Below are 23533 nucleotides of genomic sequence, written 5' to 3' on the forward strand. Positions count from 1 at the left end.
GCATCCCCTCGCAAGTTCAGGGAAGCCCTGGACGGGGCCGAGGAGCCGGGTCGGGGACGCCCGGGACGGGGCCTGACGACAGAGGCCCGCCCCCGATCGATCCGGGGGCGGGCCTCTGTCGCACGGGGCCGGCGGGGTGCGCCGGCCGGCCGGCTCAGGCGAGTGCAGCATCCAGCGTGATGTCCACGCCCGTGAGGGCCTTGCTGACCGGGCAACCCACCTTGGCGGCATCGGCAGCCTTGGCGAAGCCGTCGGCGTCCACGCCGTCGACCTCACCGCGGACGGTGATCTTGATGCCGGTGAGCATGAAGCCGCCGTTGGCCTTGTCCGGGCCGAGGGAGACGTCCGCGCTCACCTCGAGGCTCTCCACGGTGCCGCCGGCCTCGCCGAGCACGGCAGAGAGCTGCATGGCGAAGCAGGCGGAGTGCGCGGCGGCGATGAGCTCCTCGGGGCTGGTGGTGCCCCCGGCCTCGTCAGCGGCGCGCTTGGGGAACGACACGTCGTACGTGCCGACCTTCGAACTGGACAGCTCGACCTGGCCGGAGCCTTCCTGCAGTGAGCCGTTCCATGCGGTGCGAGCGGTGCGGGTGGGCATCGGACCTCCTCGGGGCAGGCCGCCGGGCCCACGGCAGGCCGGCGTGCCAGACATCGTGTCGTGCACAACCGTCTCGCTCTGGGAATGTTCCCGCGACCGGAGGTCGCAGGGCCGTCAGGCTGCGGGCTCGGGGGCCGTGGTGGTGTCGCGCGGGGTGGCGACCCGCTTGGTGATCAGTCGCAGCTGGCTCTTGAGCTCGCCGAACTCCGTCTTGTCCAGGCCCAGCGCGCCGATCATGTCCTCGTTGACGGCGCAGGCGGGCTGCTTGAGGGATCGGCCGACCTCGGTCAGCTGGATGGACACCGACCGCTCGTCGTCCGCCCGGCGGTGCCGGGTGACCAGGCCCGCGGCGGTCAGCCGCTTGAGGAGCGGGGACAGGGTGCCGGAGTCGAGCGCCAGGCGGGCGCCGAGCTGGCCGACGGTCTGCCCGTCCTCTTCCCACAGAAGCATCAGGACCAGGTACTGCGGGTAGGTGATGCCCAGCCCGTCGAGCAAGGGTCGGTACCGCGCGGTCACCGCGCGGGAGGCTGCGTAGAGCGCGAAGCAGAGCTGGTCGTCGAGAGCCAGGCTCGGCGACGGGGTGTCCGTCATCCGCACAGAGTAGGACGCCATCCGGTTCGTGTGCCCAATAACGCCCCGGAGCGGACAGGTGGACGCCTGGGGTTGAGTGGAACAGACTCAACTCCTGTGCCGTTCGTGTGGCTGACAGGCACCGTCGTAGGAGAGGAACCGGACACCCGACCATGGAGAGCAAGCTCACCACCCGCGCCCAGGAGGCGATCGCAGCGGCCCAGCGGCTGGCCGTGGACCGCGGCCAGGCGGCCCTGGAGCCCCTGCACCTGCTGGTCGCCCTGCTCGAGCAGTCCGACGGCATCGCCGGGCCGCTGCTGCAGGCCACCGGTGCCGACCCCGCCGACGTCCGGGCGAAGGCCGACGCGGCGATCCGCCGGCTGCCGAGCGTCAGCGGCGCCACGGTCCCCGCCCCGGCGCCGTCCCGTGAGCTGCTGCGGGCGATCAACGCCGCCGGCGAGCAGGCCAGCGCGCTGGGCGACGAGTACGTCTCCACGGAGCACCTGCTCGTGGGGCTGGCCACGGCCGAGGGGGAGGCCGGTTCGGTGCTCACCGGCGCCGGTGCCACCCGCGACGCGCTGCTGGCCGCCTTCCGCACCGTGCGGGGCAACCGGAAGGTCACCAGCCCGGACCCGGAGAACACCTTCCAGGCGCTGGAGAAGTACGCCGTCGACCTCACCGAGCGCGCCCGGCTGGGCAAGATGGATCCGGTCATCGGCCGGGACACCGAGATCCGCCGGGTCGTCCAGGTGCTGTCCCGGCGGACGAAGAACAACCCGGTGCTCATCGGCGAACCCGGCGTCGGCAAGACCGCCATCGTCGAGGGCCTGGCGCAGCGGATCGTGGCCGGCGACGTCCCGGAGAGCCTGAAGGGCAAGCGGCTGATGGCGCTGGACCTGGGCGCCATGGTCGCGGGGGCGAAGTACCGCGGGGAGTTCGAGGAGCGGCTCAAGGCGGTGCTGCAGGAGATCACCGACGCGGAGGGTCAGGTGGTCACCTTCATCGACGAGCTGCACACCATCGTCGGCGCCGGCGCGACCGGTGACTCCGCGATGGACGCCGGCAACATGATCAAGCCGATGCTGGCCCGCGGCGAGCTGCGGATGGTCGGCGCCACCACCCTGGACGAGTTCCGCGAGCACATCGAGAAGGACGCCGCGCTGGAGCGCCGCTTCCAGCAGGTGCTGGTGGGCGAGCCGTCGGTGGAGGACACCATCGGGATCCTGCGCGGGCTCAAGGAGCGCTACGAGGTCCACCACGGCGTCCGGATCACCGACACCGCGATCGTCGCCGCGGCCACCCTGTCCGACCGGTACGTCACCGCCCGGTTCCTGCCCGACAAGGCGATCGACCTCGTCGACGAGGCCGCCAGCCGGCTGCGGATGGAGATCGACAGCCGCCCGGTCGAGGTCGACGAGGTGGAACGGGTCGTGCGCCGGCTGGAGATCGAGGAGATGGCGCTGGCCAAGGAGGACGACCCGGCGTCGGTCGCCCGACTGGCTGCGCTGCGCACCGAGCTGGCCGACCGCCGGCAGGAGCTCGACGAGCTGACCGCCCGCTGGCAGCAGGACAAGACGGCCATCGACCGCATCCAGCGCACCAAGGAGGAGCTCGAGTCCGTCCGCCAGGAAGCCGAGCGCGCCGAGCGGGACGGCAACCTGGCCCGGGTCGCCGAGCTCCGTTACGGCCGGATGCCCGCGCTGGAGCGGGAGCTCACGGAGGCCGAGGCGTCGGTCGCGGCCGGTGAGTCGATGCTCAAGGAGGAGGTCGGCCCCGACGACATCGCCGAGGTCGTGCAGGCCTGGACCGGCATCCCGGCCGGCCGGCTGCTGGAGGGCGAGACGGTGAAGCTGCTGCGGATGGAGGACGGGCTCGCCAGGCGGGTCGTCGGCCAGCCCGACGCGGTGCGCGCCGTGGCCGACGCCGTCCGGCGGGCCCGGTCCGGTGTGGCCGACCCGGACCGGCCGACCGGTTCCTGGCTCTTCCTCGGGCCGACCGGCGTCGGGAAGACCGAGCTGGCCAAGGCGCTGGCGGAGTTCCTGTTCGACGACGAGCGGGCGATGGTCCGGATCGACATGAGCGAGTACTCCGAGAAGCACTCGGTGGCCCGCCTGGTCGGTGCCCCGCCCGGCTATGTCGGCTACGAGGCCGGCGGGCAGCTCACCGAGGCCGTGCGGCGCCGCCCCTACACGGTGGTACTGCTCGACGAGGTGGAGAAGGCCCACCCGGACGTGTTCGACGTGCTGTTGCAGGTGCTCGACGACGGCCGGCTCACCGACGGGCAGGGCCGCACGGTCGACTTCCGCAACGCCCTGCTGATCCTGACGTCGAACCTGGGCTCGCAGCTCATCGCCGACCAGTCGGTGCCGGAAGACCGTCGTCGCGAGGCCGTGATGGAGGTCGTCCGCGGCCACTTCAAGCCCGAGTTCCTCAACCGGCTCGACGACGTCGTGGTGTTCCATGCCCTGGGCAGCGACGAGCTGGCCGGCATCGTCGATATCCAGGTCGGCGTTCTCGCCCGGCGGCTGGCCGCACGCCGGCTGACGCTGCAGGTCACCGATGCCGCCCGGGAGTGGCTGGCGTTCAACGGGTTCGACCCGGTCTACGGGGCCCGGCCGCTGCGCCGGCTCGTGCAGTCGGCGATCGGCGACCAGCTGGCCCGGGCGCTGCTGGCCGGGGACATCCGGGACGGCGACACGGTGGTCGTCGACTGGCCCGGGGTTGCCGGCGAGCAGGCCGACAGCGGACTGAGTGTGACCCGCGCGTGACGCCGGCGGGGGCGCCGTCCACAGGCTGTGGACGGCGCCCCCGCGAGTTGACCCATCCCACCTAGCGTCCTGCCCTCGACTGCGGCCACCAGCGCCGCGCGGGGACGGAGGTCGCGATGGACGGGACGAAGCGGGTACGGGTGCGGGCCGCCCACTGGGTGATCCGGCTGGGCTGCTGCAGTGGCCCTGCTGGTGGCCGGCGCCGCCGGGCTGCTGCTGAGTGCGGTCGTCGTCTGGTCGGTGGAGTTGCTGGTGCTGCCGGCCGTTCTGGCCGGGCTCGCCGCCGGCTGGGGCGCGCTGGTGCAGGGCTTCGAACGCCAGCGCCGCGGGGCCTGGTGGGGTCTGGTCGCGGTCCAGGCGCTCGCGCTGGTCTGGACCACGGCGGGCTGTCTGGCGACGGGCGGGGTGCGCCCGATCTGTTCTGGGCCGCGCGGGCGGTGGCGTTCGGCTGGCTGCTGCTGCACCTGGACAGCCGGGAGTGGGTGACGCGGGACGCCGAGGTGCCGGTGAGCACCCCGGTCCGCCCGGCGGGATGAGCGGGCCTCAGCCCTCGATGTTGTCCTGCACGCACTGCTGGTATTGGACCTGGTCGCCGGTCTCCTGCAGCTGGTCGACACAGTCGCCCACGGTGTTGAAGACGAGCACGGTGAGCACCAGGACGACGACGCCCAGCAGTGCGCCGAGGATGCCGGTCACCAGTCCGGCGATGGCCATCCCGCGGTTGTCCGCCCGGCGGGCCCGCACACGACGTAGCCCGAGCACAGCGAAGACAATCGCGAGCACGCCCAGCAGGATGCCCGGAATGCCGCCGAAGAAGGCCGCCGGGAGCGAGAGAATGCCCAGCACCAGGGCCGTGATGCCGAAGCCGTTGGACCGAGCCGGCTGGGCCTGTTGGCCGTACCCACCCTGGGTTCCGTAGTGCTCCGGCGCCGGGTAGGGCGCGGGCTGCCCGTAGCTCTGGGGTGTCCCGTAGCCCTGCGACCCGTAGCCCTGCGACCCGTAGCCCTGGGGTGGGTAACCGGGCTGCCCGCCGGGCGCGCCGTGCTCGGGATGTGGCTGCCCGTCGCCGGGGTGCTGGGATTCCGGCGGAGGACCCGGTGGTGTCGTCACGGCGGGAGCGTAGGGCCACGACCGCTGGGGCTGTCCACAGGATGACCCGTACGAGCGAGGTGATGGCTGTTTGACGTGCGTTGTCTGCTCGTCCACGGAAGTCCGGGGCGATGGGAGGACGACGGATGCGGCTCGCGCGGGTGGCCGGCTGCCCGGCCGTTACCGGCACCGCGTGCTGGTCCGCCTCGACGGTGCCGGCTTCTCCCACCAGCTGCTCGAACACATCGCCGCCGGCGGCGGCCGGCGGGGCCGGCAATGGGGGGTCTCGGTCGGCTGGTCGTGCACCGACACCGAGATGGGCGCCATCGAGGCCCTGCCCAAGAACGCCTGGACGGCCGGGATCGACCAGCGCGGCGACCTCGTCGAAGACACGTTCGTCGCTGACCTGACCGGTCTGCCGGACCTGGGCTCCTGGCAGCAGAAGCTTCCCGGGCTGCCGATCCTCGTGCGCAACGAGCCGCTGCACCCCCGCTACCGCAAGCTGGCCACCGACCGGGAGAAACGGCTCGGCCGTCGCTTCCAGCTGATCGCCATCAACACCCGCGGCGGGCAGCTCGCCTGGCTCGATGCCCGTCACCGCTCCCACGTGCACGTGGAGAACGACGTCAAACAGGCCAAGGACCTCGCCGCTGTTCCGCTGGCCGTCCCGGCAGTGGGCGATCAACGTGGCCTGGACCCAGATCGTGGTCCTGGCCGGCGGCCTGCTGGCCTGCTTCCGCCACCTCGCCCTCCCCGAAGGTGAGCTGCCCGACGCGGCCCCCAAGCTGCTGCGCTACCGGCTGTTCCACCTGCCCGCCCGCCTCACCCGCGGGCAACGCAAACGCTGGCTGTACCTACGCGCCGACTGGCCGTGGGTCCAGGAGCTGATTGACGCCTGGCGGGCGGTCAAGGCGCTGCCCGCCAGATGTTGATCACCATCACGACATCCCGACGACCCTGAAAGGAGTACCGCCCGACGCGACAGTCGGGCACCCAACCTGGCCACACACCGGAGACCACGATCAGAATGACAAGCCTGTGGTTCCGGAGGGGAAGCCCGTCACCCCCGTGAAAAATCCAGGCCAGGGCGCGTACCCGGTGACGAGGAAGGTGGCCACCAACCCCGCCAGGTGCAGCGGAGAGGCCCCGGAGGGACGGCGGAAGCGGTCCTCCACCGGTCAGGCCTGGAAGTGCCCATCCACTGCCAGACGGGGGGTAGAGCCCGCTACTCTCCTTCACCAGAAAGGTGCCTCCTGGCCCGCTTGGATATTTCCCTCGACAAACAACATCCGGGCGGCTCAGCTCTGAGGCACCTTCCGTATTGCTCGAGGGCCTCTTCATCACGTGGCGCAAAGCCCCGGGTTAGGTTTCGCCATCCCGAGGAGGACAGATGAGGGACGTGAAAACAATCGCCGACGCGGTGGTGGATGCGATCGAGGGGCAGCGGTGGCTGGATGCCCCGGGTTACAAGCTCGAGCACGGTCTCGCGCTGGCGTTCACCACTCTCGGTGCCAGGGGTCGAGGCTTGCAGGACGTTCTGCACGGCACGCCGCTCGGGCACCCCCTGCACCCGACACTGACTGATGTGCCGCTGGGCGCCTGGACCGCGGCCCTCATCCTGGACGCCTTGGATGTGCTGTCCCCTCGACCCGAGGGATGGCGGCAAGCCGCGCAGCTCGCCGTCGGCGTCGGCGTCATGGGCGGTATGGGTGCGGCGCTGACCGGGCTGACGGACTGGCAATACACCCACGACAAGGCCCGCCGATCCGGGCTTGTGCACGGGCTGCTGAACTCGGCCGCCCTCGGGCTCAACGTGCTGTCGTGGCGTGCTCGCGGCCACGGCGAGCACGCCCGCGCCCGCCGGGCCAGTGCACTGGGCTACTGCCTCGTCCTGGCCGGCGGCTACCTCGGCGGCAAGCTGGTCTTTCGGCACCGAATCGGTGTCGATCACTCCCAGCAAGCGCCGTCGCCACACGGATTCATCGCAGTGCTGCCCGAGGCGGATTTGGCGGAGGACACCCCCCACGAGGTCCACTACGCCGGTGCTACGGTGGTGCTCACCCGACACGACGGTCATATCGCAGCAGTCGGCGGGCTGTGTTCGCATCTGGGAGCCCCGATGTCACAGGGTTGGCTCTACCGCGGCCAGTTGGTATGCCCGTGGCACGGGTCGCGTTTCGATCCGCGGACTGGTTGTGCGGTGACCGGTCCCGCGACCGCGCCGCTCACCCGCTACGAGATTCGGGCAGCCGCCGGCCAGATCGAACTCCGTCCAGCGGCACCTTCGTCCACGCCCGGTCAACCCACCTCCCCGGCGGGAGCGCGACAATGAAGGCCGATGAGCTGCTCATCGAAGACCACGGCGTGATCCGGGGACTGCTGCACCAGCTGGAGCAGAGCCGGTCCGAGCATGCCGCGGAGCGCAGCGAGCTCTTGGACAGGTTGCTGAGCGTGCTCGACGTCCATGTCCAGATCGAGAACGATCTGTTCTACCCGGCAATCCGCGACGTCAGCCCGCTGTACGCGATCGCCCACGCCGAACACCGCCAGATCGATGACCAACTCGCCGTCGTGTTTCGCACCGACCCCACCAGCGAGGACTTCCACACCGAGGTCAAGATGCTGGCGGCAACGGTAGAGCACCACGCCAGCGAGGAAGAGCAGGAGATGTTTCCCCAAGCCAAAGCCCTCGGCGAGACCGAACTGGAGACCCTCGGGCAGGCCATGAGACAGCGCCAACAACACCTACGCACCTCCGCGGTGTCCCAGACACGGCTGCGGATCAAACGCGAAACCCTGCGACGCCTCTGACGCAAAGATTCACCCTTCCAGGGCCTACGGCACCTGGGCCCGGTGACCGGGCCTGTCCCGTCGACCCCGACGGTGTGGCGGGCCCCTGACCACCACCTGGCGCACGACCTACTCCGTCGACGGTGGCGCGATCGTCGACGTTCCGGGCACCACGACCACCGACGGACCCCCGGTCACCTTCACCGTCCTGCAGGCACACACGGTCCTGACCAACCCTTACGACTGAACGCACTCCGCGTCCGCGCGCAGCGGATCCGGCAGCGCCTGCTCCTCCACCTCGGACGGCATCGGCTCGCCGTCCCAGTACCAGCCCGGCGGCCAGGTCACCCGCATCACACCGCTCGGCGTGCGCACCGCAACCGCCCGTCGGCATCGAGCCCGAACGCCCACCCGGGACCGAACGTCTTGATCCGGTGGTGCCGCCGGCACCGGCAGCACAGGTTCTCGCACCCGGTCGCCCCACCATCGGCGTGGGCCACGGCATGGTCGAGGTCGCACCACTCCGCGCGCCTCCGGCAGCCCGGCCAGCGGCACGTCCGGTCGCGCACCTGCACGAATCGGCGCTGCCCGGCGGTGGGCCGGTACGCCGCCGTCCGTCCCGGCGGCCCCACGACCGCACCGCTCAGGTCATCCGGGGAGTCGACCGGCAGCCCGCGACGGCGCGTCCGGCGGCCGAAGGCACCTCGTCGCAGCTCGCGCTGGTTCACCACCGTCACCAGCCGACCGGTCACCGGATCACTGACCGCGACCTGCAGGCTGCCACCCTCGGGTGCCCGCAGCCCCACGGCATCCAGCTCGACCAGCAGCTCAGGGCACTGCTGCGCCGTGACCACGTGCCCGGACACCTCGGCGGCCGGCTTGGACGAGCCCTCGCCCAGCCCAGACAGCTGCGCGTGCGCCGTCACGGGTGGCCGCTCCTCCCAGGGCCGCAGGATCAGGTCGGCTGCCGCCGCCGCCCGCAGCACCCCGATCGGCCGCTGGTCGCCGTCGGCCCGCAGCATCTGGGCGTACTGGTCACACGCGTCGGTGCACGCGGCCGCCCGTGGGGTGGGCAGGTCGATGACCAGCTGGCTCATCCCGTCGCCGGTCGTGTGGTGCCTGACGTCGGCCCGCCGGGCCGCCTCCCGGCGTCGCTCCTCCAGCGCCTCGGCGTCCAACTGCGCCAGGAGACGGTGGACCTTCGCCCGCAGCTGCGGCGCGGTCCGCGTCTGCACGTCGGGCAGGACCCGGCGCTGTACCTCGTCGGCGACCTCCCGGGAGACCGGGCCCAGCAGGTCGATGAGCACCGCGGCCGTGCCTTCGGTCAACCGCCCCTCGTGCAGCGCCTCCAGGCTCGCCGGCAGGTGTCGGACCAGGACCAGCGCCCAGACCGCGATCCGCTCCGCCTCACGCTCACTGCAGCCGCGGATCAGCGCCAGCTCCGGCACGAAGGTCTCCGACACGTCGGCCAGCCCGTGCCGCCACAGCGCCACCGAGTCACGACCGGCACCGCCCCGGCTGCCCGCCGGCCGGTCACCCGTGGCGCGTCGCCGCCGGGCCAGCGCGTCGATCGCCACGGCCCGCGCGGCGACCTGCCGGGACATGCGCGCGTCGGCGGACCAGATGTCGGCCACGAGCTCGGTCTCCGATGGCGGCACGTACCAGTCGAAGGACAGGTCATCGGCCGAGATGAACCGGCTGCCACCCTCGCCCTCGATCATGTGTCCGAACGTAGCCGGCACCTCTGACACTTCCGGCCCCGCTGGAACGGCAGATTCAACGGGCGGCCGCACGAGCATGCGCGGGTCGGACATGACGCCGAGCGTCGCTGTGCGGCCGTCCCCGGCCGGCGTCCGAAAGCACCCGGCCGGTCAGCCGCGGCCGCGCATCGGTGCCCAGGCGGCGGTGGTCTTCGCCAGCAGGCTGGTGACCGCCGCCACGCACAGCACGAGCAGCAGCAACGACAACGCCGACGTGCCGCCGGCCCCGATGGCCGACATGAAGGTCAGCAGTCCCAGGAAGGCGGCGACCGCCACGCCGGTCCAGCGCGCCCAGGCCCGTCGGCGGGCCAGCCACAGCGCGGCCGTGGCGCCCACGACCCCGATGACGAGGTCCCGTAGCAGGCCGCCGACGACGAAGCGGGTGACCTCCTCGCGGGTGAGCTCCGGCTGCGCGAGGACGAAGCGGTCGACGACGCCCTCCCGGCCGAACCAGGTCAGCGCCGCACTGAGCAGCAGCAGCGCGGCCAGCACCCCGAGCAGCCCGGTCGCCACGCGCACCGACACGGGCATTCCAGGCCCGGCCCGGTCCTGCCGCGAAGATGTGTCGGTCACGGCTCCTCCTCCTCGCTAACGGTCGTCAGCCCCGCGCTCGGCGGTGCCCCGGTCGGGCGTGTCCTCGCACGCCCGGTCGCGTGCCCAGACTGGCACCTCCCCGGAGCGCGGCAGGACCGCCCGACCGGCGCGCGGCCGACCCCGGGGCCCCGGGATGCGATGCTCGTCAGCCAGATCGCGGCGCCTCTCCCCGGCCGCCGCCGCCGACGAACACCAGGAGAGACCACCGTGACGACCGCCCGGCTGTCCCGCGCCATCGTCGCCGCCGTCCTGACCGGGCTGGTGGCCGCCACCAGCGCCTGCGGGTCCGACGACGGGAACTCGGGTGCCGCCTCGTCGGCCTCGGCGTCGGCGTCCGCCGGGTCGCCGGCCGGCGCCGCGGGGTCGACGTCGGCGGCCGCCCCCGCCGCCCCGTTCGGTCCCGGCTGCGCCGGCCTGCCCGCCGACGGGCCGGGCAGCCTGGCGGCGATGGCCACCGTCCCGGTGGGCACCGCGGTCAGCCAGGACCCGCTCACCACCGCGCTGACCGAGGCCGTGCTCGCGGCCAACCTGGTCGACGTGCTGAACACCCGGCAGGACATCACCGTGCTCGCGCCGGTCGACACGGCGTTCCAGGCGATCGAGCCCGGCGCGCTGAGTGCGCTGCTGGGCGACACCCCGCGCCTGACCACCGTGCTCACCCACCACGTGATCAACGGCCGGCTCGCGCCCGATCAGCTGGTGGGCGAGCACACGACGCTCAACGGCGACACGGTGACGATCGCCGGCTCCAGTACCGACCTGACGGTCGCGGCGGACCAGACGCTGGCCGGCGCTGGGCCGGCCACGGTGGTCTGCGGCGACGTACCGACCGCGAACGCCACGGTCTACCTCATCGACCAGGTGCTCGCCCCGCCCGCTGCCGGCTGACCCGCACGCCGGGAGCGCGGCCGTCGTCCTCAGTAGGGTCGGGGCCATGACGGCCTCTCCCGCGCACCCCGACCGCGACCGGCTGCGTGAGCTCATCACCGAGCTCGCCGTGGTCCACGGGAAGGTCACGCTGTCCTCCGGCCGCGAGGCCGACTGGTACATCGACATGCGCCGGCTGACGCTGCACCACGAGGGTGCGCAGCTGGTCGGCAGGGTGATGCGCCAGCTCACCGGCGACCTGCGCTACGACGTCGTCGGCGGCCTCACCCTCGGCGCCGACCCGGTCGCCACCGCCATGCTGCACGCCGCCGCGGACGGCGCCGGCTTCCTGGATGCCTGCGTGGTGCGCAAGCAGGGCAAGGCGCACGGTCTGCAGCGGCGCATCGAGGGCCCGGACGTCGCCGGCCGGGCGGTGCTCGTGGTCGAGGACGTCTCCACCACCGGCGGCAGCCCGCTGACCGCGGCCGAGGCGCTGCAGGAGGCCGGCGCGGAGGTGGTGGCCATCGCAGTCATCGTCGACCGGGGTGGCCGCGCCGCGGTCGAGGCCGCCGGCTTCGAGTACCGGGCGGCCTTCGACCTGGCTGACCTCGACCTGGACTGAGCGCGGCGAAAACGCCTCCGGCGCGCTCAGGCGGCCCGCCCCGCGTGCCCGGAGCGCAGGAACTCCAGGGCCACCGGGATCAGCGAGACGGCCACGATGCCCCCAGAATGACAGCTCCACGTGGTCGCGGACCACTTGGATCTGCCCGAGCCGGTAGCCCAGCGCGGTCACCCGGCGGCCCAAGCGATGCCGCCGATCACCGGGTAGAGCGCGTACCGGCGGAAGTCCATCCGCGAGGCGCCGGCCGTGACGGCGAACGTCCGCACGATCGGCACGAACCGGGCGAGCAGGATGGCGCGCGCCCCGTTGCGCCCGAAGAAGGCGGCCGAGCGCTCCACGTACTCGGCCTTGAACAGCCGTGAGTTCGGCCTGTTGAACACCGCAGGGCCGGCGCGGTGGCCGATCCAGTAGCCCACAAGGTTGCCGAGGACCGCGGCCAGCGGGAGCAGCAGCACCACCCACAGCGGCGCCACCGGCGACCGGCCACGAGCAGGCCGGCGGTGAACAGCGGGCGAGTCCCCGGGGAGAAAGAAGCCGACGAGCAGGCCGGTCTCGGCGAAGATGATCACCATGATGCCGATCAACCCGAAGGTGTTGATCAGGTGCGTCGGGTCGAGGAAGCCGCTCACAGGAATGCGCGCTGCGGGGAGCGGCCGCGCCCCGGCCGGACGCGACGCCTCCCGGGACGTCGTCCCGCCCACGTACCGTCGTGGTGTGACGACCTCCACGACGACGTGGGTCCGCGAGCTCCAGGACGCCCTGGGCACGGGCAACGTGCTCACCGATCCCGACGTGACCCTCGCCTACGCCCGCGATCAGGCGATGCTGGCCGAGGCCGGCCTGCCGGCGGCCGTGGTGCTGCCGCGCAGCACCGAGGAGGTGGTCGCGGTGATGCAGGTGGCCTCCCGGCACGGGGTGCCCGTGGTGCCGCGCGGCGCCGGCTCCGGCCTGGTGGGCGCGGCCAACGCCGTCGACGGCTGCATCACCCTGGTGCTGACCCGGATGGACGCCGTCCTGGAGGTCGACCCCGCCGACCGGCTCGCCGTCGTCCAGCCGGGCGTGGTGAACAAGACGCTGCGGGACGCCGTCCGGGGGCACGGGCTGTTCTACCCCCCGGACCCGGCCAGCTACGACTGGTGCACCATCGGCGGCAACCTGGCCGTGAACTCCGGCGGCCTGTGCTGCGTCAAGTACGGCGTCACCACCGACTACGTGCTCGGCCTCGAGGTTGTGCTCGCCGACGGGCGGGTGCTGCGCACCGGCCGGCGCACGGTCAAGGGCGTCGCCGGGTACGACCTGGCCCGGCTGTTCGTCGGGTCCGAGGGCACCCTGGGCGTCATCACCGAGGCGACGCTGGCGCTCCGGCCCGCCCCCGCGTCGCCGATCACCCTCGTGGCGAGCTTTCCGACCACTGCGCAGACCGGACAGGTCGTCGAGAGCGTGGTGACCAGCGGGTTGGTGCCGAGCATGCTCGAGGTGATGGACCGCACCTGCATCCGTGCCGTCGACGACATGCTGAAGAGCGACCTCGACCGGGACGCGGCGGCGCTGCTGCTCGCCCAGTCCGACAGTGGTGGCGCGTCGGCCGTCGAGGAGATCGCCGCCCTGACCCGACTGTGCGAGGAGGCCGGCGCCGACTTCGTCCACTCCACCGACGACCCGGCCGAGGGCGACATGCTGATGACCGCCCGGCGGATGGCCCTGCCAGCCCTCGAGCGCATCGCCAGCAGTCTGCTCCTGGACGACGTCGCCGTCCCGCGGTCCCAGGTGGCCACGTTCATCGACGGCTGCGTCGCGATCTCCGCGCAGGCGGACCTCGTCATCGGCGTCGTCGGGCACGCCGGCGACGGCAACATGCACCCGACCATCGTCTTCGACGGCACCGACCCCGACCAGCGGACCCGCGCCTTCGCCGCCTTCGACGCCATCCTCGAGCTCGGGCTCTCCCTCGGCGGCACCATCACCGGCGAGCACGGCGTCGGCACGCTGAAGGCGGAGTGGCTGGAGCGGGAGATCGGCCCGGTGTCGCTGTCGGTCCACCAGGCGATCAAGGACGCACTCGACCCGGCCGGCCTGCTCAACCCGGGGAAGCTGTTCCGCCGCGCGCACCGCGCCGACCTCGGCGCGCTCGGGGCGCTCACCGGGGCGTGAACGGCCACGCGGCAGGGAGACTCGCGACATGAGCGGGCCCCGCGAACGACTGGTCGTCATCGGTGGTGACGCTGCGGGCATGTCCGCCGCCGCCCAGGCGCGCCGCCTCCGGTCCGCTCCGGAGCTGGAGGTCGTCGTCCTGGAGCAGGGCGGCGACGTCTCCTTCTCCGCCTGCGGCATCCCGTACTGGGTCGGCGGGCAGGTGGCCGGCCGCGCCGAGCTGATCGCCCGCACTCCCGCGGAGTTCGCCGCGCAGGACATCACCGTGCACACCGGTACCCGGGTGGCGGGGATCGATCTCGACGCAGGCTCCGTGGTCACCGGGTCGGGCACCCGGTACTCCTACGACGCCCTGGTGGTCGGCACCGGCGGACGGCCGGCCCGGCCGCCCGTTCCGGGGCTGGACGCGCCTGGCGTGTTCGGCGTGCACCGGCTGGATGACGGTGCGGCGGTCCGGACGGCGATCGACGCGGGCGCACGCAGGGGCCTGGTGCTCGGCGGCGGCTACATCGGTCTGGAGATGGCCGAGGCGCTGCAGCGACGAGGGCTGGAGGTCACCGTGGTGCTGGCCGACCCGCTGCCGATGCAACTGCTGGACGCCGACATGGGGAAGCGCGTCTGCGCCGGGCTGCGCGCTATGGGCATGGCCGTGCACACCGACCAGGCGGTCCGCGAGGTGCTGGTCGACAGCGCCGGCCGGGCCTGCGGGGTACGCACCGACGTCGGCAGCTACGACGCCGACCTCGTCGTCCTCGGGCTGGGCATGGGCCCGGAGGTGACGCTGGCCGCCGAGGCAGGGCTGGCGCTGGGCACGACCGGGGCGATCGAGGTCGACCACAGCCAGCGCTGCCGCGACCACCCGGAGGTGTTCGCCGCCGGTGACTGCGCGCAGACCTTCTCCCGGATCACCGGCGAGCCCGCCCACGTCGCGCTCGGCACCCATGCCAACAAGCAGGGCCGGGTCGCGGGGTCGGTCATCGGCGGCCGGCCGGCCCGCTTCCCCGGCGTGCTGGGGACGGCGGTGACCAAGGTCGGGAACCTGGAGATCGCCCGCACCGGATTGTGCACCACCCAGGCGGAACAGGCCGGGTTCGGCTACCGCACCGACACCATCGAGGCGACCACGCGGGCCGGCTACTTCCCCGGCGCCGAGGAGATCGCCGTCAAGCTGATCAGCGAGCGCGGCTCCGGGCGGCTGCTCGGCGCGCAGATCGTCGGCGGCCCGGGGTCGGGCAAGCGGATCGACGTGCTGGCCACGGCCATCTGGGCCAGCATGACCGCCGAGGACGTGGCCGGGACCGACCTGTCCTACGCCCCGCCGTTCTCTCCGGTCTACGACCCGGTGGCGGTCGCCGCCCGGGCGGTCAGCCGTACCGAACAGGGCTGAGGGCCGCCGCATGGCCGACCGCAAGCACGGCGAGGCGCCGCCGCTGACGGAGACCGAGATCCGCTCGCAGGACTGGTACGCCGAGGACGTCTCCGGCCAGCACCACGCCCGCGTGGCGTTCATCGACGTCGACCTCACCGAGGTGGTCGACACCGGCGCCGTCTTCGACGAGTGCACCTTCCGGGACTGTCGCTTCAATCTCTCCACTCACACCGACGCCGCGTTCCTGAACTGCACGTTCACCGGCTGCTCGTTCTTCGACGCCACCTTCGTCGACTGCAAGGTGGCCGGCAGCATGTTCGACCGCTGCACCTTCGGATTGTTCACCGTGCGGGGTGGTGACTGGTCCTTCGTCGGGCTCCCCGGTGCCGATCTCTCGCGGACGTCGTTCACCGGCGTGCGGATGCGGGAGGCCGACCTCGCCGGCACGCGCTGCGCGGAGGCGACGTGGCAGTTCCTGGACCTGTCCGGGGCCCACCTGCACAGCGCCGACCTCAGCGGCGCCGACCTGCGTGGCTCGGATCTGTCGGCGGTGGACCCGCTGAACACCCGGCTCGCCGGCGCGGTCATCGACGGGGCGCAGGCCGTCGTCCTGGCCGGGGCGCTCGGGCTCGACGTGCGCCTGGACCGAGGCTGACCGGAGTGCCAGAGCGCGGAAAGTGCGCCCCTGGCACTCCGTCGCCCGGGGGACGACGCGATACTGACCCCAGCACAGCAGCTGTCCCCGACGCCAGGAGTGCACCGCATGCCCATCGCGACCCCCGAGGTCTACGCCGACATGATCAGCCGGGCGAAGGAGGGCGGCTTCGCCTACCCGGCCATCAACTGCACGTCGTCGGAGACGATCAACGCGGCCCTGCGCGGCTTCGCCGACGCCGGCAGCGACGGGATCATCCAGTTCTCCACCGGTGGCGCGGAGTTCGGCTCGGGGACCCGGGTCAAGGACATGGTCGCCGGTGCCGTGGCGCTGGCCGAGTTCGCCCACGTGGTCGCCGAGCGCTACCCGGTGCAGGTCGCGCTGCACACCGACCACTGCCCCAAGGACAAGCTGGACACCTACGTCCGGCCGCTGATCGCCATCTCGAAGGACCGGGTGGACGCCGGTCAGGCGCCGCTGTTCCAGTCGCACATGTGGGACGGCTCGGCGGTCGAGCTGACCGAGAACCTGGAGATCGCCCAGGAGCTCATCGAGAAGTGCGCGGCCGCCAAGATCGTCCTGGAGGTCGAGATCGGTGTCGTCGGCGGCGAGGAGGACGGCGTCGCCCACGAGATCAACGAGAAGCTGTATACCGCCGACGGCGACTTCATCCGTACCGCGCAGGCGATCGGCCTGGGTGAGAAGGGCGTGTACCTGCTCGCCGCCACCTTCGGCAACGTGCACGGTGTCTACAAGCCGGGCAACGTGAAGCTGCGCCCCGACGTGCTGCAGCGCGGCCAGGCCGTCGTCGCCGAGGAGTTCGGCCTGGGCGAGGGCGCCAAGCCCTTCAACCTGGTCTTCCACGGCGGGTCCGGCTCGGATCTGGAGGACATCCGCCAGGCACTGTCCTACGGCGTGGTGAAGATGAACGTCGACACCGACACCCAGTACGCCTTCACCCGGCAGATCGCCGGGCACATGTTCAGCAACTACGACGGCGTGCTCAAGGTCGACGGTGAGGTCGGGGTCAAGAAGACCTACGACCCGCGCACGTACATGAAGCTGGCCGAGACCGGCATGGCCGACCGGGTCGTGCGGGCCTGCGAGGACCTGCTGTCCGCCGGTCAGTCGCAGGCGGGCTGACATACCCGCTCCGGTGTCGGAACGGAACGGCTACGCCGTGCCATCGAAGCTTTGAGGAGAACCGCGTGACCCACTCCCACTCCAACCTGCTGGGCGAGCCGCCGGCCACGCTGCTGCCGGGCGATCCGGGAGCCGACGGGGCGCTGGCTGCGGGCACCGACCCGGCGGAGGTCGCCGCGGCGCACCCGACGTCCAGTGCGGCCTGGGCCGCGCTCGCCGAGACCGCGCTGCAGGGCGGCCGCACGATCGAGGCCTACGCCTACGCCCGCACCGGCTACCACCGCGGCCTGGACGCCCTGCGCCGCAACGGCTGGAAGGGCTTCGGCGCGGTGCCGTGGTCACACACCCCGAACCAGGGGTTCCTGCGCTGCGTGACGGTGCTGGCCAAGGTCGCCGGGGCGATCGGCGAGGTGGCCGAGGAGGAACGGCTCACCGAACTGCTGCGCGACTGCGTCCCCTCGCTGGCGGCCTGACCTGCGCTGTCGTTGATCGTTTCGAGGTGCGGGGTACCCGGTCCAGGGTTAGCGTTCGCCCTCGGTCGACGCCGTCGGGGCGTCGCCCCGAGAGGAGAGGCGGGGTCATGGCCACGTTGCTGTGGATCATCGCTGTCGTGCTCGTCATCGCAGGGATCCTGGGGATCGTCCGGGGACAACTGCTCTGGGGAATAGTGCTGATCGTCGTCGGCCTGCTCGTCGGGCCCGGCGGGGTGAGCGTCTTCACCTGACGCGTGCCGTCCCGACCGCCCAGCGGCCGGGACGGCCCCGGGTCAGGGCCGAAGCCGCCAGCGGACCCGGTCGTCGGCGTACCACGTCCAGCGGGTGACGTCGCGGTCCAGGGGAACCCCGTCGCGCACCACCCGGGCGGCGTCGCAGGCGACCTGCAGCGCCCGGCCGGTGCTACGGCGCACCGGGCGAAGCGGCTGGGTGACAACCGCGGCCCGGATCGAGTCCGCCGCCGTCCAGTCCGGGTGGACGTCGATCCGGGTGATCAGGCCGTCGGCGACCCGGGCGTCGTCGTGGTGTGCCTGCGCGCCGAACCGCCGGCCCAGCGCCCGGCGGACCCCAGCGGCCGGCCCGCCGCCGGCCTCCAACCTGCCCGCCGACAGCAGCACTCCGCCGTGGTCGTCGCGGACCAACGGCAGCTCCCGCTCCGGGCCCGTCCCCAGCGCCAGGGCGCGGGCGAGCCCGCGGGAGGCAGCGTCGTCCGCAGGCTCCCAGCCGACCGGGACCGCGGGCAGCCGTTCGGTGCGCCACAGCCGGGCGAGGACGGCCGCCAGGGCCTGCACCGGCCCCTGGACGACGAGATCCTCGGCCACGTCGACCACCGAGGCGACGTGGCGGCGGGAGGGACCCTGACCAGGCGCCAGCCCGCGCAGGTCGAACCGCTGTGCGGGCATGCCGATACCCTCCCACCTGGCCGGACCGACCCTGGCCGGTGCGAGACGACGAGGAACGCCGACGAGGAGAATCCCCGATGCCCGCAGTCGTGCTGATCGGTGCCCAGTGGGGCGACGAGGGCAAGGGCAAGGCCACGGACCTGCTCGGCGGACGCGTGCCCTACGTCGTCCGTTACCAGGGTGGCAACAACGCCGGGCACACCGTGATCACCCCGGACGGCGAGCGGTACGCCCTGCACCTGATCCCGTCGGGGATCCTCACCCCCGGCTGCACCCCGGTGATCGGCAACGGCGTCGTCGTCGACCCCGAGGTGCTCATCGGCGAGCTGGCCGGGCTGGAGGAGCGCGGGGTGGACACCTCGCGGCTGGTGATCTCCTCCGACGCGCACCTGATCATGCCGCACCACCGGGCGCTGGACCGGGTCTCCGAGCGGTTCCTGGGCAAGCGCAAGATCGGCACGACCGGTCGTGGCATCGGCCCGGCGTACGGCGACAAGGTCGCCCGGGTCGGCATCCGCGCCCAGGACCTGCTGGACCTCTCGATCCTGCGCCAGAAGCTCGAGGGCACGCTTGAGGAGAAGAACCAGGTCCTGGTCAAGGTCTACAACCGCAAGGCCATCGACGTCGACGAGGTGGTCGCCGAGTACTCGGCGTACGCCGACCAGTTGAAGCACAGGATCGTCGACACCCGGCTGCTGCTGGGCAACGCCCTGGACGCCGGGGAGTGGGTGCTGCTGGAGGGCTCTCAGGGCACCCTGCTCGACGTCGACCACGGCACCTATCCGTTCGTGACGTCGTCCAACCCGACCGCGGGTGGCGCGGCCGTCGGCGCCGGTATCGGCCCCACCCGGATCGAGCGGGTGGTCGGCATTCTCAAGGCCTATACGACCCGCGTCGGCTCAGGTCCGTTCCCCACCGAACTGCACGACCAGTGGGGCGAGTACCTGCGCAAGCAGGGCGGCGAGGTCGGCGTGACCACCGGCCGGGACCGCCGCTGCGGCTGGTTCGACTCCGTGGTCGCCCGCTACGCCAGCCGGGTCAACGGGATCACCGACTACTTCCTCACCAAGCTCGACGTGCTGTCCGGCCTGGAGACCGTGCCCATCTGCGTGGCCTACGACGTCGACGGCGTGCGGCACGACGAGATGCCGATGACCCAGACGGACTTCCACCACGCGACGCCGGTCTACGAGGAGTTGCCGGGCTGGTTCGAGGACATCACCGCCTGCCGGCGCTTCGAGGAGCTCCCGGCCAACGCGCAGGCCTACGTGCGCCGCCTGGAAGAGCTCGCCGGTGCTCGGGTCAGCGTGATCGGCGTCGGCCCCGGGCGGGACGAGAACGTCGTCCTGCGGGACCTGATCGACTGAGTTGGATCGCGATCCTCCGGATCGCACCGCGGCCGAACGGCGCCGGACTCGGGACGTGACCGAAAACGTCGTCCCGAGGACGACTGTGGGACGTGGACGCGGGGCTGAAGGCTCCCGTCCGCATCCCATGCAACGGCTCAGCTCAGGCCGGGACGGCTCCTGGCCGCGATGCGATCCGTCAGGATCGCGGGGTCACCGGCGGACAGCTCGGCGCGGGCGCGGGCGGCGGTCTCCGGCGCGTCGGTGATGACGCTGTCGACACCGAGTGCGAACAGCAGACTGGCCTCCGCTTGCGCGTCGCCCAGCCCGCTCGGGTCGGCTCCGCGGCGCAGGTGGCGGGGGAGGAAGACGTTCTCCGGCCGGAGCGTGAACGGCTCGACGGTGAGACCGGCCCGGTGCGCCTGGCCCACGAGGTCGGAGACGCCGACCAGGGCGCCGTCCGCGCCGTGGAGCAGGATACGGCCCTTGTGCGGCGCGATCCCGTCGGCGTAGGTCGAGATCTCGCGCAGCCCCGGAGGGGTCACCAGGGCGTCCTGCACGCCCTCCTCCTGGATCAGCTGCACCAGCCGCGTCCCGTGCGGCCCGAAGTCCGCCCTCAGCCTCCGCAGGGCCAGCGGCTCGAAGGCCATCACCACCACCGATCCCTCGGCGTCCGTGGCCCCCAGCCGGCGGAGCTCGGTGGAGAGGAGCTCGGTCATCGGCAGCCCCTGGGCGGCGAACCAGCCGGGGTGTTTGAGCTCGGCCTGTACCCGGATCGGGCGGGCGGCCGTGGAACGACGCCGGGCGATGTCCACCACCTCGGCGAGGGTGAGGATGCCGTAGCGGCCGTCGTAGGCGGTGTTGAACGGTCGGACCGCCGGCATCCGCTCCACCGCACCCAGGGTGCGCAGCTCGGCGAGGGTGAAGTCCTCGGCGAACCAGCCGGTGACCTCGTGGCCGTCGACCTCCTGGGTGCGCCGGCGGGCGGCGAACTCCGGCTGCGAGGCGACGTCGGTGCTCAGCGACAGCTCGTTCTCGTGCCGGGCGACCAGCACGCCGTCCCGGGTGACGACGACGTCCGGCTCGATCCGGTCGGCGCCCAGGTCGATGGCCAGCTCGTAGCTGGCGACGGTGTGTTCGGGTCGGTAGCTCGGCGCTCCGCGGTGGCCGATGACGACCGGTTCCTGCGTCCGGCGGGATGACGGCGCGGCCTTCAGGCCGGTCTCGTACATGGCTACAAGTAGAACTCGCTTCCCTGTGCTCTGGGTGAACGCGCGCCGACGAGGAGCTGACAAATCAGAGGACAACCGCCTCACCTGCACGCCAACATGACGGGTGTGACAGAACTATCGTTCCTCGGCCGGGGTGCCGCGGAGGTCGGGGACGTGCCCGTCGGCTGCGAGCTGGCCCGCGTCGCCCGGGTGGACCGTGGACGGCTCACCGTGCTGACCGCGGCGGGTGAACGGTGGGTGCGGCCGGGCAGCACGTTGCACGACGGAACCGGGCTGGGGGAGCCGGCGGTCGGCGACTGGGTCGCCCTCCGCGGCGAGCTGGCGGTCGCCGTGCTGCCCCGCCGCACGGCGTTCGTGCGCACCGTCGCCGGTCGAGGGTCGGCCGCGCAGGTGGTCGCGGCCAACGTCGACGTGGTGTTCGTCGTGGACTCCCTCGTCGGCGAGGCGCGGTTGCGTCGCGTGGAGCGCTACCTGGCCGTCGCCTGGGCCAGCGGGGCCACGCCCGTCGTCGTCCTGACCAAGGTCGACCTCTGCCCGGACGTACCGGCCGCCCTCGCGCAGGTGGCCGAGGACGCCATCGGCGTCGACGTGCTGGCGGTCAGCGCGCTGACCGGGAGCGGCCTGGACCGGGTGGCGGCGCTGCTGCCCCCGGGGTGCACCGCGGCGATGGTGGGGCCCTCAGGTGTGGGCAAGTCCAGCCTCGCCAACGCCCTGGCCGGGCGGCCGGTCGCCGACACCGCGGAGATCCGGGACGACGGCCGGGGCCGGCACACCACGACCGCCCGGCAACTGCACCTGCTGCCCGACGGCGGCCTGCTGGTGGACACCCCCGGCATGCGCGAGCTGGCGCTGACCGGCGGGGAGGACCTGGACACCGCGTACGCCGACGTCACCGCCGTCGCCGCGGACTGCCGGTTCCGGGACTGCGCGCACCGCACCGAACCCGGCTGCGCGGTCGCCGCCGCCATCGACCGCGGCGCGCTCGACCCCGCCCGGCTGACCGCCTGGCGCAAACTGCAGGCCGAAGCGCACCGGCAGGAGCGCCGGTTCGACTCCCGGGCACGCTCCCTGGAGTCCGCGCGGCTGCGCGCCCGCGCCCGCCAGCTCCGCGACCAGCCCAGCCGCCCCCGCCGCTGACGCTCGCGATCCGGCCACAGTGGCCATTTTGGCCGGAGCCGGGCGCCGGTCGGTAGGTTCAGCGGCGTGCGCGTGCTCGTGATCGGTTCCGGTGCCCGTGAGCACGCCCTGTGCGTGGCTCTGCAGTCCGACCCGGCGGTGACCGCGCTGGCCTGTGCCCCGGGCAATGCGGGCACCGCCGCGCTCGCCGAGGCCCGGCCGCTGGACGTAGGTGACCCGGTCGCCGTCGCCGCGCTGGCCGTCGAGTGGTCGGCTGACCTGGTCGTCGTGGGTCCGGAGATCCCGCTGGTCGCCGGCGCCGCCGACGCCGTCCGCGAGGCCGGCATCGCCTGCTTCGGACCGTCGGCGCAGGCCGCCCAGATCGAGGGCTCGAAGGCCTTCGCCAAACACGTGATGGCCGCAGCCGGCGTGCCCACCGCCCAGGCCTGGCCGGTCGGTGGCCCGGCCGAGCTGGAGACGGCGCTGGACGAGTCGCACGCGGTCAGCGGCGGCGCGCCCTACGTCGTCAAGGACGACGGTCTGGCCGCCGGCAAGGGCGTGCTGGTCACCACCGACCGGGCCGCAGCGCTGGCCCACGGCACCGCGGTGCTCGGCGCCGGGCACGCCGTCCTGGTCGAGGAGTTTCTCGACGGCCCGGAGGTGTCGCTGTTCGCCCTGTCCGACGGGACGACGGTGGTGCCGCTGCTGCCCGCCCAGGACGCCAAGCGCCGCGACGACGGGGACGGCGGGCCCAACACCGGCGGCATGGGCGCCTACGCGCCACTGCCCTGGGCCCCGGCCGGACTGGTCGACGACGTGCTGGCCACCGTGCTCCAGCCGACGGTCAGCGAGATGGCGCGCCGGGGCGAGCCGTTCGTCGGGCTGCTCTACGCCGGGCTGGCGCTGACCTCGCGAGGCGTGCGGGTCGTGGAGTTCAACGCCCGGTTCGGCGATCCGGAGACCCAGGTCGTGCTGCCCCTGTTGGAGACGCCGCTCGCCGGGCTGCTGTACGCCGCCGCGACCGGCACGCTGGACCGGCAACCGCCGCTGCGCTGGCGGGCCGGCGCCGCGGTCACCGTCGTCGTCGCCGCACCCGGCTATCCCGAGCGCCCCCGGGCCGGCGACGTCGTCACCGGGGCCGACGGCGAGGGCGTGCTGCACGCCGGCACCCGGCTGGGCCCCGACGGTGTCGTGCACTCCGCGGGGGGCCGGGTGCTGGCGGTGACCGCGGTCGGCGCCGACCTCGCCGCCGCCCGGCAGATGGCCTACGAGCGGGTCGCCGCCGTCCGACTGGCCGACGCGCACTGGCGCACCGACATCGGCCTGGCCGCCGTCGAGGGCCGGATCACCGTCGGCTGACAGCCGCGGGAGCATCGCAGGGAGCGCCGGAGCGCGACACAGCGACCGAGGAGCGGAAGTCGACCAGTGTTCCCGTCGGTCGACAGCCGCGGCCGGAAATGGCGTTGACAC

The 23533-nt window shown here is 72.8% G+C and carries 25 protein-coding genes; 17 read left to right on the top strand and 8 right to left on the bottom strand.

The window, feature by feature from the left end:
• Positions 1 to 154: 154 nt before the first annotated feature.
• Positions 155 to 595 carry an OsmC family protein gene (locus BLW04_RS14070; RefSeq protein ID WP_091542223.1) on the bottom strand — a complete coding sequence of 147 codons (441 nt, stop codon included), beginning with the start codon at positions 593 to 595 and terminating at the stop codon, positions 155 to 157.
• Between the two features lie 114 nt (positions 596 to 709).
• Complete coding sequence (locus tag BLW04_RS14075; RefSeq protein WP_091542372.1) at positions 710 to 1186, bottom strand: MarR family winged helix-turn-helix transcriptional regulator; 477 nt, start codon at positions 1184 to 1186, stop codon at positions 710 to 712.
• 152 nt (positions 1187 to 1338) lie between these two features.
• Here BLW04_RS14075 and clpB point away from each other — a divergent pair, with 152 nt between their 5' ends.
• Positions 1339 to 3933 (top strand): ATP-dependent chaperone ClpB, encoded by a 2595-nt coding sequence (gene clpB, locus BLW04_RS14080; protein ID WP_091542226.1) that lies wholly within the window; start codon positions 1339 to 1341, stop codon positions 3931 to 3933.
• A gap of 180 nt (positions 3934 to 4113) precedes the next feature.
• Positions 4114 to 4419, top strand: a complete 306-nt coding sequence (locus BLW04_RS14085; protein ID WP_091542230.1) for a hypothetical protein — start codon at positions 4114 to 4116, stop codon at positions 4417 to 4419.
• A 57-nt stretch (positions 4420 to 4476) separates the two neighbouring features.
• Here BLW04_RS14085 and BLW04_RS14090 read toward each other — a convergent pair whose 3' ends face one another.
• Positions 4477 to 5043: a DUF4190 domain-containing protein gene (locus BLW04_RS14090; protein WP_091542233.1), complete on the bottom strand. Its 567-nt coding sequence runs from the start codon at positions 5041 to 5043 to the stop codon at positions 4477 to 4479.
• Between the two features lie 172 nt (positions 5044 to 5215).
• Here BLW04_RS14090 and BLW04_RS26760 point away from each other — a divergent pair, with 172 nt between their 5' ends.
• The 4 genes from BLW04_RS26760 (at position 5216) to BLW04_RS14105 (ending at position 7833) form a co-directional block, all read left to right on the top strand.
• The gene (locus BLW04_RS26760; protein ID WP_175484052.1) at positions 5216 to 5785 is read left to right on the top strand and encodes a hypothetical protein; all 570 of its coding nucleotides are present in this window, start codon (positions 5216 to 5218) and stop codon (positions 5783 to 5785) included.
• Positions 5727 to 5954, top strand: coding sequence for a transposase (locus BLW04_RS14095; protein WP_254781543.1), 228 nt, complete (start codon positions 5727 to 5729; stop codon positions 5952 to 5954). Before BLW04_RS26760 ends, BLW04_RS14095 begins: the two co-directional genes overlap by 59 nt.
• Positions 5955 to 6412: 458 nt before the next feature.
• Positions 6413 to 7354, top strand: a complete 942-nt coding sequence (locus BLW04_RS14100; protein ID WP_091542239.1) for a Rieske (2Fe-2S) protein — start codon at positions 6413 to 6415, stop codon at positions 7352 to 7354.
• A complete protein-coding gene (locus BLW04_RS14105; RefSeq protein WP_091542243.1) occupies positions 7351 to 7833 on the top strand; it encodes a hemerythrin domain-containing protein in 483 nt (160 codons plus the stop codon). Before BLW04_RS14100 ends, BLW04_RS14105 begins: the two co-directional genes overlap by 4 nt.
• Before the next feature lie 332 nt (positions 7834 to 8165).
• Here BLW04_RS14105 and BLW04_RS14110 read toward each other — a convergent pair whose 3' ends face one another.
• On the bottom strand, positions 8166 to 9533 hold the full coding sequence (locus BLW04_RS14110; protein WP_175484054.1) for an HNH endonuclease signature motif containing protein: 1368 nt from the start codon (positions 9531 to 9533) through the stop codon (positions 8166 to 8168).
• A 150-nt stretch (positions 9534 to 9683) separates the two neighbouring features.
• A complete protein-coding gene (locus tag BLW04_RS14115; protein WP_139306847.1) occupies positions 9684 to 10145 on the bottom strand; it encodes a hypothetical protein in 462 nt (153 codons plus the stop codon).
• A 228-nt stretch (positions 10146 to 10373) separates the two neighbouring features.
• Between BLW04_RS14115 and BLW04_RS14120 the strand changes: the two genes are divergently transcribed.
• Positions 10374 to 11054 carry a fasciclin domain-containing protein gene (locus tag BLW04_RS14120; protein WP_254781545.1) on the top strand — a complete coding sequence of 227 codons (681 nt, stop codon included), beginning with the start codon at positions 10374 to 10376 and terminating at the stop codon, positions 11052 to 11054.
• A gap of 46 nt (positions 11055 to 11100) precedes the next feature.
• Positions 11101 to 11655 carry an orotate phosphoribosyltransferase gene (gene pyrE, locus BLW04_RS14125; RefSeq protein ID WP_091542256.1) on the top strand — a complete coding sequence of 185 codons (555 nt, stop codon included), beginning with the start codon at positions 11101 to 11103 and terminating at the stop codon, positions 11653 to 11655.
• A gap of 167 nt (positions 11656 to 11822) precedes the next feature.
• Here the strand turns inward: pyrE and BLW04_RS14130 are convergent, their stop codons facing one another.
• Complete coding sequence (locus tag BLW04_RS14130; RefSeq protein WP_217631039.1) at positions 11823 to 12284, bottom strand: DedA family protein; 462 nt, start codon at positions 12282 to 12284, stop codon at positions 11823 to 11825.
• An 85-nt stretch (positions 12285 to 12369) separates the two neighbouring features.
• Here BLW04_RS14130 and BLW04_RS14135 point away from each other — a divergent pair, with 85 nt between their 5' ends.
• The 6 genes from BLW04_RS14135 (at position 12370) to BLW04_RS26765 (ending at position 17697) form a co-directional block, all read left to right on the top strand.
• On the top strand, positions 12370 to 13806 hold the full coding sequence (locus tag BLW04_RS14135) for an FAD-binding oxidoreductase (protein WP_254781546.1): 1437 nt from the start codon (positions 12370 to 12372) through the stop codon (positions 13804 to 13806).
• 28 nt (positions 13807 to 13834) lie between these two features.
• Complete coding sequence (locus BLW04_RS14140; RefSeq protein ID WP_091542262.1) at positions 13835 to 15193, top strand: FAD-dependent oxidoreductase; 1359 nt, start codon at positions 13835 to 13837, stop codon at positions 15191 to 15193.
• A 10-nt stretch (positions 15194 to 15203) separates the two neighbouring features.
• A complete protein-coding gene (locus BLW04_RS14145) occupies positions 15204 to 15830 on the top strand; it encodes a pentapeptide repeat-containing protein (protein ID WP_091542265.1) in 627 nt (208 codons plus the stop codon).
• Between the two features lie 108 nt (positions 15831 to 15938).
• Positions 15939 to 16973, top strand: coding sequence for a class II fructose-bisphosphate aldolase (gene fbaA, locus BLW04_RS14150; RefSeq protein WP_091542269.1), 1035 nt, complete (start codon positions 15939 to 15941; stop codon positions 16971 to 16973).
• A gap of 65 nt (positions 16974 to 17038) precedes the next feature.
• Positions 17039 to 17446: a DUF3151 domain-containing protein gene (locus BLW04_RS14155; protein WP_091542272.1), complete on the top strand. Its 408-nt coding sequence runs from the start codon at positions 17039 to 17041 to the stop codon at positions 17444 to 17446.
• A gap of 107 nt (positions 17447 to 17553) precedes the next feature.
• Entirely contained in the window at positions 17554 to 17697 is a 144-nt protein-coding gene (locus tag BLW04_RS26765) for a GPGG-motif small membrane protein (protein ID WP_175484055.1), read from the top strand.
• A gap of 42 nt (positions 17698 to 17739) precedes the next feature.
• Here BLW04_RS26765 and BLW04_RS14160 read toward each other — a convergent pair whose 3' ends face one another.
• Positions 17740 to 18369, bottom strand: a complete 630-nt coding sequence (locus tag BLW04_RS14160; protein ID WP_091542277.1) for a hypothetical protein — start codon at positions 18367 to 18369, stop codon at positions 17740 to 17742.
• A gap of 77 nt (positions 18370 to 18446) precedes the next feature.
• Between BLW04_RS14160 and BLW04_RS14165 the strand changes: the two genes are divergently transcribed.
• A complete protein-coding gene (locus BLW04_RS14165) occupies positions 18447 to 19736 on the top strand; it encodes an adenylosuccinate synthase (protein ID WP_091542282.1) in 1290 nt (429 codons plus the stop codon).
• A gap of 137 nt (positions 19737 to 19873) precedes the next feature.
• Here the strand turns inward: BLW04_RS14165 and BLW04_RS14170 are convergent, their stop codons facing one another.
• Complete coding sequence (locus tag BLW04_RS14170; RefSeq protein WP_091542285.1) at positions 19874 to 20947, bottom strand: glycerophosphodiester phosphodiesterase family protein; 1074 nt, start codon at positions 20945 to 20947, stop codon at positions 19874 to 19876.
• A gap of 105 nt (positions 20948 to 21052) precedes the next feature.
• On the opposite strand from BLW04_RS14170, the gene rsgA reads away from it, so the two are divergent.
• A complete protein-coding gene (gene rsgA / locus BLW04_RS14175; protein ID WP_371327790.1) occupies positions 21053 to 22084 on the top strand; it encodes a ribosome small subunit-dependent GTPase A in 1032 nt (343 codons plus the stop codon).
• 66 nt (positions 22085 to 22150) lie between these two features.
• Positions 22151 to 23422, top strand: coding sequence for a phosphoribosylamine--glycine ligase (purD, locus tag BLW04_RS14180; RefSeq protein WP_091542292.1), 1272 nt, complete (start codon positions 22151 to 22153; stop codon positions 23420 to 23422).
• Positions 23423 to 23533 lie beyond the last annotated feature (111 nt).

The sequence above is a fragment of the Modestobacter sp. DSM 44400 genome (genome assembly GCF_900107175.1).
Taxonomy (GTDB): domain Bacteria; phylum Actinomycetota; class Actinomycetes; order Mycobacteriales; family Geodermatophilaceae; genus Modestobacter.